General features: G+C 42.1%; 15 protein-coding genes. 12 read left to right on the top strand and 3 right to left on the bottom strand.

The window, feature by feature from the left end; all coding sequences use genetic code 11:
• Positions 1-18 precede the first annotated feature (18 nt).
• Entirely contained in the window at positions 19-1338 is a 1320-nt protein-coding gene (locus D890_RS0105300) for a hypothetical protein (protein WP_083916939.1), read from the top strand.
• A gap of 69 nt (positions 1339-1407) precedes the next feature.
• Here D890_RS0105300 and D890_RS0105295 read toward each other — a convergent pair whose 3' ends face one another.
• Positions 1408-1893, bottom strand: a complete 486-nt coding sequence (locus D890_RS0105295; RefSeq protein WP_018963473.1) for a ferritin-like domain-containing protein — start codon at positions 1891-1893, stop codon at positions 1408-1410.
• 19 nt (positions 1894-1912) lie between these two features.
• Entirely contained in the window at positions 1913-2269 is a 357-nt protein-coding gene (locus tag D890_RS0105290) for a class II SORL domain-containing protein (protein WP_018963472.1), read from the bottom strand.
• Positions 2270-2550: 281 nt separating this feature from the next.
• Here D890_RS0105290 and D890_RS0105280 point away from each other — a divergent pair, with 281 nt between their 5' ends.
• The 9 genes from D890_RS0105280 to D890_RS0105240 all read left to right on the top strand — a co-directional run bounded on the left by D890_RS0105280 (position 2551) and on the right by D890_RS0105240 (position 9549).
• The gene (locus D890_RS0105280) at positions 2551-3576 is read left to right on the top strand and encodes an efflux RND transporter periplasmic adaptor subunit (protein WP_018963470.1); all 1026 of its coding nucleotides are present in this window, start codon (positions 2551-2553) and stop codon (positions 3574-3576) included.
• Positions 3577-3579: 3 nt separating this feature from the next.
• Positions 3580-4269, top strand: coding sequence for an ABC transporter ATP-binding protein (locus D890_RS0105275; RefSeq protein WP_018963469.1), 690 nt, complete (start codon positions 3580-3582; stop codon positions 4267-4269).
• Positions 4266-5489: an ABC transporter permease gene (locus tag D890_RS0105270; protein WP_018963468.1), complete on the top strand. Its 1224-nt coding sequence runs from the start codon at positions 4266-4268 to the stop codon at positions 5487-5489. Before D890_RS0105275 ends, D890_RS0105270 begins: the two co-directional genes overlap by 4 nt.
• 120 nt (positions 5490-5609) lie before the next feature.
• A complete protein-coding gene (locus D890_RS0105265; RefSeq protein ID WP_018963467.1) occupies positions 5610-5921 on the top strand; it encodes a (2Fe-2S)-binding protein in 312 nt (103 codons plus the stop codon).
• On the top strand, positions 5918-7003 hold the full coding sequence (locus tag D890_RS0105260; RefSeq protein ID WP_018963466.1) for an NAD(P)/FAD-dependent oxidoreductase: 1086 nt from the start codon (positions 5918-5920) through the stop codon (positions 7001-7003). Before D890_RS0105265 ends, D890_RS0105260 begins: the two co-directional genes overlap by 4 nt.
• Positions 6996-7481 carry a 4Fe-4S dicluster domain-containing protein gene (locus D890_RS0105255; protein ID WP_018963465.1) on the top strand — a complete coding sequence of 162 codons (486 nt, stop codon included), beginning with the start codon at positions 6996-6998 and terminating at the stop codon, positions 7479-7481. Before D890_RS0105260 ends, D890_RS0105255 begins: the two co-directional genes overlap by 8 nt.
• A gap of 5 nt (positions 7482-7486) precedes the next feature.
• Positions 7487-7768: a (2Fe-2S)-binding protein gene (locus D890_RS0105250; RefSeq protein ID WP_018963464.1), complete on the top strand. Its 282-nt coding sequence runs from the start codon at positions 7487-7489 to the stop codon at positions 7766-7768.
• Complete coding sequence (locus D890_RS0105245) at positions 7765-8931, top strand: NAD(P)/FAD-dependent oxidoreductase (RefSeq protein ID WP_018963463.1); 1167 nt, start codon at positions 7765-7767, stop codon at positions 8929-8931. Before D890_RS0105250 ends, D890_RS0105245 begins: the two co-directional genes overlap by 4 nt.
• A gap of 105 nt (positions 8932-9036) precedes the next feature.
• Positions 9037-9549 carry a thioredoxin domain-containing protein gene (locus D890_RS0105240; RefSeq protein WP_018963462.1) on the top strand — a complete coding sequence of 171 codons (513 nt, stop codon included), beginning with the start codon at positions 9037-9039 and terminating at the stop codon, positions 9547-9549.
• A 5-nt stretch (positions 9550-9554) separates the two neighbouring features.
• On the opposite strand, the gene D890_RS0105235 is transcribed toward D890_RS0105240, so the two are convergent.
• The gene (locus tag D890_RS0105235; protein WP_018963461.1) at positions 9555-9929 is read right to left on the bottom strand and encodes a hypothetical protein; all 375 of its coding nucleotides are present in this window, start codon (positions 9927-9929) and stop codon (positions 9555-9557) included.
• A 17-nt stretch (positions 9930-9946) separates the two neighbouring features.
• Here D890_RS0105235 and D890_RS0105230 point away from each other — a divergent pair, with 17 nt between their 5' ends.
• Both D890_RS0105230 and D890_RS0105225 read left to right on the top strand, forming a co-directional pair.
• Positions 9947-11392 carry a M23 family metallopeptidase gene (locus tag D890_RS0105230; RefSeq protein WP_083916938.1) on the top strand — a complete coding sequence of 482 codons (1446 nt, stop codon included), beginning with the start codon at positions 9947-9949 and terminating at the stop codon, positions 11390-11392.
• A gap of 17 nt (positions 11393-11409) precedes the next feature.
• Positions 11410-12915 carry a carboxypeptidase M32 gene (locus tag D890_RS0105225; RefSeq protein ID WP_026291329.1) on the top strand — a complete coding sequence of 502 codons (1506 nt, stop codon included), beginning with the start codon at positions 11410-11412 and terminating at the stop codon, positions 12913-12915.
• Positions 12916-12971 lie beyond the last annotated feature (56 nt).

Genomic DNA, 12971 nt, shown 5'->3' with positions numbered 1-12971 from the left:
TTATGATAGACTTATTATATGGAACTTTCGATACTATCCCTATTGAATAATTGGAAAAATCGTAAAGATGAGTTTAAGCAATCTTTGGTGAGGCCCAAAGAAGAGTATATTAATTTGCTGCGTTTGGGCGATGCGGTGGGTGAGAGAGATCTCGAGCAGCGCTATGAGACGCTTTTATCTCTTCTAGCGAATTATGGTTTAGTTGATATTCCCGATGCGACGCTCAATAGAATTGTGGAACTTATTAAACAGATTTGGAAAAGGCAACCCATGTTAGGCATGAGTGCTGGTATTGCTTACATATACTCACTTGTAGATGATTTAAGGCTCATTCGAGCAAGGAACGATGCTGATTTACTTTTTGGTGATAGTGCGGACGGCGTTTTGATTTATTGTCTCTTAGATATCCTCAGTAAAAAACGATTTGAGTCAGGAAAGATATTTTCAGCTATACAGAAGTACGATTGGAAAATAAAGATAGGACCATTGGTAATTGCATTAGCACAGCACCTGCCTCCCAATAGGTTAGAAGAACTGCTCCAATATGCTATTACGAATAATCTCGTATCAGATAAAGATTTAGCTGATGTTTATCTGACAATTTACAGAAGAACACAAGACATCAAGTATCTAAAATCGGCTTTCAAAGCATCCATGGACGTAGATGAGGAAAAGGCGCTTCAATCTTTCGACGAACTATTAGTGAAATCAGAAAACCTCGGTTCCCTATATGACGAAATCATTGCAAAAATGAAAACACCTATACGCTTCAAGCTTCTCTTAAAACTTTTGGCAGAGGTGTTAAAAAGAGAAGACACAGCACTAGCACGCCGTATTTTGCTTGACAAGGAAGGGAATGTGCTTACTGTGAAGCAGGCTCAGGCTTTAGGAAGAGAGCTTGGCGCTAAATTTCCAAAGAAGTCTCTGGAAATTCTTAGGGAATTACCGGGCGAAAATGGTCTGTATGGCTTGCTTGGTATTTTATCTGGAACAAAGAACTTAGACGTTGCCATAGCTGCTATGGAAGAGATTTTGAAACGCTTAGAGACATATACTGGTGACACGATGGCATTGCTAAAGCAATTAGTAGCAGTGAGCCTTAAGTTGGACATATGGGACGAACTCATTCTTTCTGTCCCAGAAGATGCTCCATGGTTAGGCGATTTTGAAAATCTTATGAGTGATGCACTGAAAGTTATACAAAGTTCGGCTGACACTGAAGTACGTTTGCAAAACCTTGATACGCCAGTGGCCAGACTAATATTAAATAGGATGAAATCAGGCGGTCCAAGAGAAGTTGAATGGTTCGACCCGACGTGGTTTAGCGACGAAGATTAAAAGAATAACCATATAAAAGGAAAAGAGGGAACACTTTTGTTCCCTCTTTTCCTTTGGTGTGTATTTGTTTTATATGCCTAACAGTGTTTCGATTTCTTCTTCGTGTCCCATTTCTTCTTGCAAGATATGCCTTATCACGTGGAAAGTTACGGGGTCGCCGTTGCCTTGACGAAGGAACTCCACAAGTTTTTCGTACACTTCTATGGCACCACGCTCCGCATCCAGTACAGCCCTTAAAAAACCTTGCCAATCGGTTTCACTGATAGGATAGGTGATCTTTGGGTAATTTGCCTGCTTTGAAATTTCATCCCATTCTGATACGGGTTTTCCTCCCAGCTCTACAATTCTCTCGCATAATTGTTTTCTATGTTCTTCTTCATCTTCAGCCATTTCCGTGAGCTGGTCGGCAGTTATCTTTCCGTTCAAACTCTTGAGTAATGCAGCACCTGTCTGGTAATAGAAATAGGCAATCCACTCGTCAGCATAGGCTTTGTTTAGCAGTTTTAACAACTCATCTGTATTGCCGATACTGTATTTTCGAGCGAATTCTCCCATTCTTACCACTCCTTCTGTTTTAAATTGCTTTAATTTCTACTGCATTCTCCCATAAACCATGTACATTGCAGTATGCAAGAGCAATAAGCTTACCAGGTTTTTGAACTTTCATTGTAAAAGAAACCTTTGGTTCAGCATAAGTTGGCCCCATATCAAAAGTTGCGACATGTATGGGGTTAAATGCTCTGCCTTCCTCTTCAAAGAAAACTTGAATCCACTTAATGTGATGTTCTACGAGATTTGGATGAGGAATGTCCTTGCCTACCTGCACTGTTACTTGAAACGGTTCATTTACTTTTACTTCTGAAGGAACATCAATGTAGGGAGTGTGTTTTTCGGTTTTACTTGTGTCATTTTGTACTTGATTTGTCTTCATTTCTTACCCCTCCTTTTAAGTGAATCTAAATACAATATTACCACTTCATCCATATTTCTATTCTTTGCAACTTAAATGTACTTTTTAGGGTATATAGCTAATGAAGAGTAAAAACAGAAATTGGAGGTGGTGTGTAATGAGTATGGCTTGGACTCTTTGGATGGTGGAGCTGATTCTTAGTTTGTTGTGGTTTTATCTGTTCGGAAACGTAAAACTTGGTGAAGATGAATCTCTATAAGTTTTAGTATAATTTGAGTATTTTGAGAGTAGGAGGAACCATAGTGAGTATACATTCCAAGCGTAGGGTAGTTATGTTGCCGTTAGCTGTCGTCGTTGGAGCATTACTGCTGAGTGGATGCAGTTCCAATCAAGCAAAAGTTAAAACAGCTACCGTCCAAACTGGAACCGTTGAGGAGACAGTGTATGCCAGCGGATACGTAGAGCCGAATGAGCAGTTTATGCTCTATGGCCCTACGGGCATGAATGCCGAAAAGGTTATGGTGGATGTAGGCGATAATGTTACAAAAGGAGAGACGTTGGTTAGTTTTGATGACAGTGATCTTCAGACACAGCTGAGTGCTGCGAAGAATCAACTTCAGGTGTTACAAATTCAACTGCAAAGTTATAAGAATCTAAAAAACTCCGGAGGAGCTGCACTCCAGCAAAGTGGGGGCGTATCTTTAGATGATCAAATTAAGATGCAAGAGATACAGATCGATAACCAGAAGTTGAACATTACTTCTTTAGAGAATAAACTAAAGGATTATACGATAAAGTCACCTGCTAATGGCATTGTAGCATCGGTTGGTGTGACTGAAGGCGCTCCGTCACCTATGGGGCAGCCTGCTGTTGTCGTATATGACGTTTCTAAGAGGAATGTTTCTCTGTCATTAAATCCTGTAGATGCAATTTCTGTCAAAGTTGGTTATAATGCAACAATTTTCTTTGGTGATCAAACGTTCAGTGGAAGCGTGTCCTTCGTTAGTCCCGTAAGTTTAAACAATACCGTTAGTGTCAAGGTGACCATCGATGATGGTACCAATATTCCTATTGGGTCATCTGTAGATGTGGAAATACTCAAGGATAAAAAGATTGGTTTGGTTATACCATCTTCCGCTCTCATTTACGGGGAAGACGGTTCTTACTCGGTAAAAGTTGTTCAGAATAATGTGGTTCAAGAAAAGACAGTTGAAGTAGGTAGCCAATCTTCTGGGACTGCTTTAATTACTTCGGGTTTGGAATCTGGAGAACATGTAATAATAGATCAGTTAGATACTCCTGTTGGCCAGAAAGTTATTGTGGAGTGAATTGTGACACAAGCACAACTTCAGTTAAAAGATATAAGAAAAGTTTATGGTAAGGGAGACGCAGCTTTTGAAGCGCTAAAAGGTATCAATTTGGCTGTGGAAAAAAATGAATATATTGCTATCACAGGTAGATCAGGTTCCGGAAAGTCAACACTCATGCACATTATGGGCTGCCTCGATACACCCACTTCTGGTTCTTATTATTTAGATGGTGAGGATGTTTCGCAAATGTCTGACAACGCATTGGCAAAGATACGGAATAAGAAGATAGGATTCGTTTTCCAAGCGTTCAACTTACTTCCCCATTTAAATCTCATGGAGCAAGTCATGGTTCCCATGTATTATGCTGGTATAACAGGAGCTACGGCGCGAAAGCGTGCTATGGATGCTTTAGATAAAGTTGGCTTGTCTGCGAAATGGCACCGGTTAATGACCCAAATATCTGGTGGTGAAATGCAGCGTGTGGCTATTGCACGAGCTATCGTTATGGAGCCTAGTTTGCTATTAGCAGATGAGCCCACAGGAAACTTGGATACGGCTACATCTTACCAAATACTTGACATTTTCGATGATTTGCATAGATCTGGCAGCACCATTGTAATGGTCACTCACGAAATGGACGTAGCCGCACGTGCTCAGCGTATCGTTTATATAAAGGATGGTTTGGTGGAAAGAGAGGAAACGCACGCATGAATCTGTTGTTTCTACAAATAAAAGAGGCTTGGCTGAACATACTCCGCGGGCGACTTCGCTCTTTTTTAACTGTGCTGGGTGTGGTAATTGGTATTGCGTCAGTTTTTACAATTCTGACTTTGAGTTCTGGAGTTACCAGTACTGTAAACCAAGAACTTGGACGTTTGGGAAGCGGTGTTCTACAAATATCTATAAGTCCTTCGGCAGGCAATATTTCTTTTAATGAACTGGATATGTTGGCCCTAAAAAATGCTTCCACTTACGTGAAGTCGGTAGTTCCCATACAGAATTCCACAGGATTTTACAGCGTAAGTGGCCGTACAGGTATGGCAATGGTCTTTGGCACGAACGAGCAGTATTTTCAATCTTTCGGTATGTCTTTGAGCGCGGGGCAGTTTTTCTCAGATGCCAACGTTAGGAACGGTGACCCTGTTGGGCTTGTGGATGCCAATTCCATAGAGCAAGGGCTTTTGCCACCTAATATTTTAGGAAAACGTATTCAAGTAAACGTTAATGGGAATATCTTGTCCGTGAAAATAATCGGTACAATCAAGAGTGGCTTTAGTGTGGGTGGAAATGGTGGTATGTCCGCCATTCCTGAATCTGCGAAGAACAACATACCCATAACTGTTTACGTTCCTTATACTACACTGAAGAGCTCAGGTATGGTTTCTAACATAACGAGCTTGGCAGTGGTTCTTAGCGCTCAAGACCAAGTGGAGACATACGGTCGTCTGGCGGTGAATATTCTTAATAACATGCATCACGTTAAGGACGGGTTCCAGGCAAGTTCATTGGTTTCCGCTTTAGACGCCGTGAATAATATTTTGAATGTAATAAGTTTGGTGTTAGCTGTTATCGCTGGTATATCTCTGGTGGTGGGCGGAATAGGCGTGATGAACATTATGTTAGTTTCTGTAACTGAAAGAACCAGAGAAATTGGCATTAGGAAGGCTTTGGGAGCCCGCAGAAAGGACATATTGTTCCAATTTCTCATAGAAGCACTCATACTTACGCTGGGTGGCGGTGTCATTGGGATATTGATAGGTTGGGGTTTAAGTTCTGCTGCAAGCTCAGTTATTGCTATTCCCATGCTCATAACATGGCAGAACTTGCTTCTGTCAGTTTCTTTCGCTCTGCTAATTGGTGTTTTCTTTGGCATTTATCCTGCCTATCGGGCAGGCTTACTCAATCCTGTCGAAGCGCTAAGGTACGAGTAGCAATGCACCGTTTGAGGTAAAACCATGAAAGGTTTTACCTCTTTTTTATTTATCTCATTTTTGTTAATTTGTGTTAAATTATTAAGATAGTAATATTAAGTAATGGGGAGGCGTAGTGAAGTGGGGCGTCGTATTACAGTGCATCCTGTGATCGAATTTCAGAAAGGCGCGCAGGTAACCATCTTTTATGAGGGTAAACCATTGCCAGCCTATGATGGTGATACTGTGGCTTCTGCCTTGATTGCTAATGGGATTGATGTGTTTAGGCAGAGTGTGAATTTACACCGGCCCAGAGGACTGTTTTGCGCTATAGGTAACTGCAGCAGTTGTCTAATGATTATCGATGGTGTTCCCAATACACGTGCTTGTATTACTTCCGTTCATGAAGGAATGACCGTAGAGCAGCAGCTTAACAAGGGGATGATGCCATGATAGAAACGGACGTTTTAGTTATAGGTGGTGGACCGGCTGGTATGAACGCTGCTCTGGCATCTGCCCAAAGTGGCGCTCATGTATTGCTGGTAGATAAATTCCAACATTTAGGTGGTCAATTAGTGAAACAAACGCATAAATTTTTTGGGTGGGCTGAAAAAGGCGCCGGAACAAGGGGTTTCAACCTTGCGAAGCGTTTATCAGAAGATGTTATGAATAACGATAACGTTCAAATTCTTTTGGGTTACGAGGTTGTAGGAGCTTACCGTGATGGAACATATTTGGCTGCTTCATGGAGTGACCATATTACCATAAAGGCGAAAAAACTTATCGTATGTACCGGGGCAGCAGAACGTATGATACTTTTTGAAAATAACGACATGCCCGGCGTAATGGGAGCAGGCGCTGTGCAGACATTAATGAATGAATACGGTGTTTTGCCAGCAGAGCGCTTCCTCATAGTGGGGAGTGGAAATGTCGGTGTCATATTGGCTTATCAACTCTTGCAGGCAGGTGCTACCGTTGATGCTATTGTAGATGTTTTGCCTAAGCTTGGTGGAGCGTACTGGGTACATGCCGCGAAAGTGCAAAGGCTCGGCGTTCCCCTCCTTTTGGGTCGAACGGTCTTGGGTGTGTACGGGAACAGCAGAGTAGAAAGTGCAATCACTGCAAAAGTTGATGAAAAGATGCAGCCCATTCCAGGCACTGAGAAACGCCACGATGTAGATGCTGTTGCTTTAGCTGTTGGGTTGATGCCGCTTACTGATATTTTCCAGATGATGGGTGTGAAAACTGTTTATGTACCGGAATTAGGTGGATTTGTTCCATGGCACGATGAATGTGGGCGTACGACAAACAAGGATATCTTTGTTGCTGGTGATGCGGGTGGCATAGAGGAAGCCACCACAGCGAGTATTGGAGGTACCATAGCAGGACTTGCAGCAGCTAACGACTTGGGATATCAGGATAATATGCAGGCTGTTAAGGATAACCTGGAAGCTTTGTCAATTTTCAGGACAAGTTCCTTGAGCAAGAAAGTTTTGGAGGGTATTGAACGCATGCGGGGTGAGTTGAATGCTTGACGTAGATGGTGTCCCAACGTTGGAAGACATTGGCAAGAACATGCCACGTAGAGAACGTTTAGAACAAGGATTTGTGGCAGTTCACGAGTGTTTCCAAGATATTCCTTGCAATCCATGTGTAGAAGCTTGCCCCGTAGGCGCTGTTAGCATGAAAACACTGACCAGCACACCCGTTATCGATTTTGATAAATGCACTGGCTGCGGCAACTGTGTGGCGTCTTGTCCTGGTTTGGCGATATTTTTATTATCGTTAAAAGCCAACCATGCCCAAATAACCATACCTTATGAAATGCCTGATGTACCACAAAAGGGCGATAAGGTGCAAGGGCTGGACCGTTATGGTCAATTCGTATGCGACGCGGATGTAATAAGAGTAGTAAGACTTCCTTCATTGGATAAAAGCAGTAAGACGACACTTATTACACTTGAAATACCTGCGTCGGAGCTAATGACTGTACGGTCTTTCAGGAGGAGGTGAATGGGATGGATGACAATAAAGTGATTATTTGCAGGTGCGAAGACATTACATTGCATGATGTCAGAGGAGCCATCGAAGATGGTTATGACTCTTGGGATAAATTGAAACGTTACCTAAGAATAGGAATGGGACCTTGCGGTGGAAAGACATGCCGCCTTCTTGTATTAAGAGAACTTTCTGCTATAAAAGGGAAGCCATTATCAGCATTGTATCTGCGAGAAAACGTTATCAGACCTCCACTTAGGAGCATACCATTCAAAGCGCTGGAGAAGGAGGCTCATTTATGACTTACGACATAATCATTGTTGGCGGAGGTATTCAAGGTGTAGCTACAGCTTATGAACTTGCTAAAAGAGGAGCCGGCAAAATACTTCTTTTGGAGAAAACGTTTCTTACAGGGGGATCTACCGGTTCCTGCGCTGCCGGTATAAGGGCGCAATTTGGATCACCATTCAACGTAAAACTCATGGCTAGAAGTTTGGAGATTTTTGAAAACATGGCAAAAGAGTTGGAATGTGATAATGACTACCTCGAGTTGTGGCAAGGTGGCTATTTGGTCCTAGCCTATTCGGAGGCTGAATTTGAGGGCCTTAAGCGAAATGTTGAAGTTCAGCACACCTATGGTCTTAAAACAAATGTGCTGAGTGTAGAAGAAGTAAAGAAGGCTTTCCCTCGCGTAAATGTGGAAGGCGTGTACGGTGCCACATATCATGATCGTGATGGTCATGCTGATCCATTCCATGTCACCTTTGCCTATGCTGAGGCTGGAAAACGGTTAGGTGTAGAAATTAGGGAATGGACACCTGTAGACACACTTTTAACAGAAAATGGAAAGATTACTGGTGTAAGACTCCAAGATGGCAGTTCTGTTTATGCAGAGCGTGTGCTTGTATGCGCAGGTGCTTGGACCACATCGCTTTTGAAAACAGTAGGTATTGATTTACCATTGTGGGGTGAAAAGCACGAGATTCTTATAACAGAACCGTGGGAACGGCTTCTTGGCCCCATGGTTATTTCATTCTCACGTGGATATTACATCCAGCAAAGGCCCCATGGGTCGTTCATTATGGGTATTCCTCCTGAGGATCCAAGACACTGGTACAGGCCTGATGAATTTGATTTTTCAAGCAGCATAGATTTTCTCTTAAGAATGAGTTCTGAAGCTACCAATGTTCTTCCATTTCTTAAAGGTGTAAACGTTGTTAGGCAATGGGCTGGGCTTTATGAGATGACACCAGACCACCATCATGCCATTGGTCCTCTGGAAGACATAAGCGGTCTATGGGTAGCTGCTGGAGGTTCCGGACATGGTTTCATGTTTGGCCCAGTGATGGCCGAACAATTAAGCAAGTGGATGATGGGGGAGCCGATGGATATAGATTTACGGCCATTATCTCCTGACCGGTTTAAAAAAGGAGCCCTGGTAATAGAGCCAGCCGTAGTCGGGTAGTAAGCATTTGTCACATACTTAAACATATATAGGTCGTTGTATCTTTTGCATCATATTATAATGAACGTTACTAAACAAGTTAATTATACGTGGAGGTGCACATAGATGAAAAAGGCAGCTTCTTTAGTAGCTGTTATTGCGATGATGTTAATAATGCTTGCAGGTTGCTCTACTTCAAGCAAGACGGCAGATACGGACAGTGTTTCATATAAAATGTACATTTATGGTACTCAATCGTGTCCTTATTGTCAGAAGATGAAGGCTTTGTCTACAGAAATGTTTGGTGCGACCAACACTATATTCATAGAAATCAATCCGGCCATTACAGGGACGCAAACAACGTTGAATGAGTTTTGTTCACTTGCTTCTGTTTTAAGTTCACAAGGATGTAACGATACGAACATAGGAACACCAATTGTCGTTTTAGCGAATGGAAACGGCAAGTTGCTTGCTGTATGGGATGGCTTCGTGGAAAAGGAAGAACTACAAAAGATAATGGATAACGCTACTACCCAAAAGCCACTTTATTGGCCATCTGGTACTGAAGGATTCGTCTCTCTCAAGCCGGAGTCTGCTCAGTTGGTGCAAACAATTTTGGATAGCAACCAAAGCAAGTGATTACGTTATATCTGTGAGAGAATTTCGAGAAAAATTTTGATGTCTAAGCGTTGCGTAAAAGTGGTGCTTTCTGCAGCTGGTAGTATGCGGTAATTTGGCACTATGGACTCTTTCTCTTGATGTAGTGCCACTATGCATATGTGGCTGAATGTAAGGTCTTTGACGTACAGTTGCAAGTCTTTTTCGTTTGCCGTAGACATTATAGATTTGGCTATTTCCCTTTGGCGTTGTTTTTCCGAAACGATGTAATAGGCGTTCTCGTACGTGAAGAAAATTCCTTCTCCTAAATTTTCCAACGGTAACGAATGGTCTAAACAAAAGATAGCTACGTTCTCCAAGAGAATATCACGATCTATAAGGTTCTGTATGTGCCTTTCCATACTACAATAATACATGTATGAACAACTATAATTATCTTCCACGCAGAAAAAGAAAGGCAAGGTTCCCTTGGAGAGTTCTTTGGCTATTGCTCGTTGTGTTTGTGCTTCTTTATTTCTTCACACCTTGGAATGTAAAAGTCAGCAGTGATTTGGTAGCGGTTCCTGTGGTACAAGGCGTCCAGAAAAACTATGAAGCTTCTTTAAATGTGAAGGTAAACAAACCTGGACTGGTGAGCATTACGCTAAAAGAAGATGCAGAAAGCGCTACCGTAATTAGCCATGGTGTGGTTTTTGTTTGGAATAGTAAGACAATAAACCTGCCTTTTACCATAGATAAAGCATCAAAAATATCAGCTGACATATCTTTTTTCAAAACAAGTACAACAGCAGACGTGGGTATGGGTGTTTCTTTAGCTGATGTGTATGTTATGGGCTCGTATTATCAAGGTAAAGTGAGTTTGTATGAAAAGCCCCAAGGGTATCCAACGTTTAAAGTTGTAGGTACCGCTACATCAAAAGACGGTTTTATCCCACTAAGTTTATTGAAACAATATGGTTTTCAAGTGCAAAAAACGGGTCACACCTTATCTTGGAACTTCGATGACCAAATAAGAATTACTGTGGATTTAGATGCTAAAACGCTTACCTTCTCATCCATAAAATATGCTGACCTGTCCCGTAGTTTCCAGCTTTCCGGGTCTCTAGTCATGGACGAAAGTGGCAATATAAAAGGTAACAATGTGATACTTCCCATGCCTCAAAAGGTTGCTGCCCAACTCGGAGCAAAGACATTTCCTCAGGTAAGTTTGGTGCTACATGGTGGCTATTTCACCGTTCAGGATACACCAATAGAACTCTTCACCTACATTGACCAATTTGCAACATCATTGCTTGACAGGTCAACATTTGACAAAGACAACAGGGCTAGTGCCCTTTACGAACATGTGGATAATATGAAACTCCAAATAGAAGAATACAGTAAAGATTTTAGTGGACAATGGGTTGCTGACCGTAAAGACACAGAGAACCTACTGAGCCAAGTTGCGGCTTCTGCAAACAAGAATACAACGACTTCGAAGTGCTCGCTTATCTCTCCGATACCTAATCCCATAGTAACCTCTGGTTTTGGAAATCGTATGCACCCATTGCTCAAAGTTAATGTCCTTCATAGCGGAATCGATATTCTTGCCATGGCAGGATACCCAGCACGTGCAGCCGCTGATGGCGAGGTCATATACACGGGTTACCGTCCTCAATGGGGTTATTTTGCCGTCTTTAACACAAGCGGATGTGTCACTGTATATGCACATTTGCTTCGCCTGCCTCAAGATAAAGATTATGTGCAAGGACAGACGTTTGTTTACACAGGTGCTTCAGGTTTCGTAACGGGTCCTCATCTCCATTTTGAAGTGCGGTTCGGTGGCAAACCAGTGGACCCAAGTCCGTTCATTGGTGTTAAATAACTATAAACACGGGAGGGATGAAGGTGAATCACGAAGAAAAGATCTCTGAGATCAAAAGTTACATGCGAAAAATTGAGCTATTTGGCCATGCATTGGGCGTTCTAAGCTGGGATTTAGAAGTTAATGTTCCCCCAGGAGGAGTTAAAGGCAGGTCTGAAGTATTAGGTTATTTATCTGGCGAGATGTACAAACTCATGACAGACCATGTAGTGGGAGATTACATTTCCTGGATGGAGCAAGAGAACTTAGATGATCCTGTGGAAAAGGCAATGCTACGTGAGATGAAAAAGTCCTATGAGCGTTTGGTTAAAATTCCTATTGATCGATATGTTGCGTTTTCCAGTTTGACTTCTGAGGCTCAAGCGGTATGGGCGGATGCTCGTCAGCGCAATGATTATGAAGCGTTTAAGCCTTATCTGAAACAGATAATTGATTTTGAGAAAGAGTTTGTAGGCTATCTGGGCTACAAAGAGAACAAATACGATACACTGTTGGATGAGTATGAACCTGGCATGACTACTGCTGTTCTAGACAAGGTGTTTTCTGAGTTACGAGATAAACTGGTGGCATTGCTCCGTCGCCTCCAAGAGCAGGGAAAAGAACCAGATAGGCGTTTCTTAGCCGGTAATTATCCTACGGAGAAGCAGAAAGAACTGAACCATAAAGCACTACAACTGATGGGCTTCGATTTTCAAAGAGGTAGAGTTGATATAAGTGCGCATCCTTTCACCACCTCGTTTTTCAATGGCGATGTGCGTATTACAAACCGTTACGATGAAAGTTATTTTCTCTCATCTCTCTTCAGTGCTATGCATGAAGGTGGCCATGGTCTTTACGAACAAGATATCTCGGATTCACTTTATGGGACAGGTTTAGCAACTGGCGTTTCCATGGGTATACATGAATCTCAAAGCAGATTCTATGAAAACATGATAGGTAGGAGCAAAGGCTTCTGGCAGTTTTTCTATGATACTGTGATAGATGTTTTCCCAAATCTAAAAAATGCTACCGCTGAAGACATTTACAAAGCAGTTAACACGGTAGAACCATCACTTATCCGTACCGAAGCGGATGAACTTACTTACGCAATGCATATCATAATCCGTTATGAGATGGAAAAAGCATTTATCAACGATGAAATTACTGTGGATGAAGCTCCAGAAGTTTGGAATGACAAGTATGAGAAGTATCTCGGTATAAGACCATCGGATAACAAAGATGGCATTTTGCAAGATACACACTGGGCTGGTGGTATGATTGGTTACTTCCCATCGTATGCATTGGGTAATTTGTATGCAGCTCAGTTCCTCAAAGCTATGAAGAAAGATATTGATGTGGATGAACTTTTGAAGAAAGGCGACTTGAATCCCATTCATGAGTGGTTAAAAGAAAAGGTACACAAGCATGGTTCTGTGTATACCCCTTCAGAATTAGTGCAAATGGTTACAGGTGAACCTCTCAATCCGCAGTATTTTGTAGATTACCTGACGACAAAACTGGAAGATGTTTACAACATAAAATAAACAGTTAAGATCTGTTTCCTACAAAAAAGGTCCGACACCATGGTGTCGGACCTTTT

Source organism: Coprothermobacter platensis DSM 11748 (genome assembly GCF_000378005.1).
Classification (GTDB): Bacteria; Coprothermobacterota; Coprothermobacteria; order Coprothermobacterales; family Coprothermobacteraceae; genus Coprothermobacter; species Coprothermobacter platensis.
Note: the sequence above shows the minus strand (reverse complement) of the source record. Positions and strands in the feature narration are given on the sequence as shown.

Coding starts and splice junctions, on each gene's coding strand:
- D890_RS0105300 (WP_083916939.1), top strand. CDS start 19: ATGGAACTTTCGATACTATCCCTATTGAATAATTGGAAAAATCGTAAA.
- D890_RS0105295 (WP_018963473.1), bottom strand. CDS start 1,893: ATGGGAGAATTCGCTCGAAAATACAGTATCGGCAATACAGATGAGTTG.
- D890_RS0105290 (WP_018963472.1), bottom strand. CDS start 2,269: ATGAAGACAAATCAAGTACAAAATGACACAAGTAAAACCGAAAAACAC.
- D890_RS0105270 (WP_018963468.1), top strand. CDS start 4,266: ATGAATCTGTTGTTTCTACAAATAAAAGAGGCTTGGCTGAACATACTC.
- D890_RS0105260 (WP_018963466.1), top strand. CDS start 5,918: ATGATAGAAACGGACGTTTTAGTTATAGGTGGTGGACCGGCTGGTATG.
- D890_RS0105255 (WP_018963465.1), top strand. CDS start 6,996: ATGCTTGACGTAGATGGTGTCCCAACGTTGGAAGACATTGGCAAGAAC.
- D890_RS0105250 (WP_018963464.1), top strand. CDS start 7,487: ATGGATGACAATAAAGTGATTATTTGCAGGTGCGAAGACATTACATTG.
- D890_RS0105245 (WP_018963463.1), top strand. CDS start 7,765: ATGACTTACGACATAATCATTGTTGGCGGAGGTATTCAAGGTGTAGCT.
- D890_RS0105240 (WP_018963462.1), top strand. CDS start 9,037: ATGAAAAAGGCAGCTTCTTTAGTAGCTGTTATTGCGATGATGTTAATA.
- D890_RS0105235 (WP_018963461.1), bottom strand. CDS start 9,929: ATGGAAAGGCACATACAGAACCTTATAGATCGTGATATTCTCTTGGAG.
- D890_RS0105230 (WP_083916938.1), top strand. CDS start 9,947: ATGAACAACTATAATTATCTTCCACGCAGAAAAAGAAAGGCAAGGTTC.
- D890_RS0105225 (WP_026291329.1), top strand. CDS start 11,410: ATGAAGGTGAATCACGAAGAAAAGATCTCTGAGATCAAAAGTTACATG.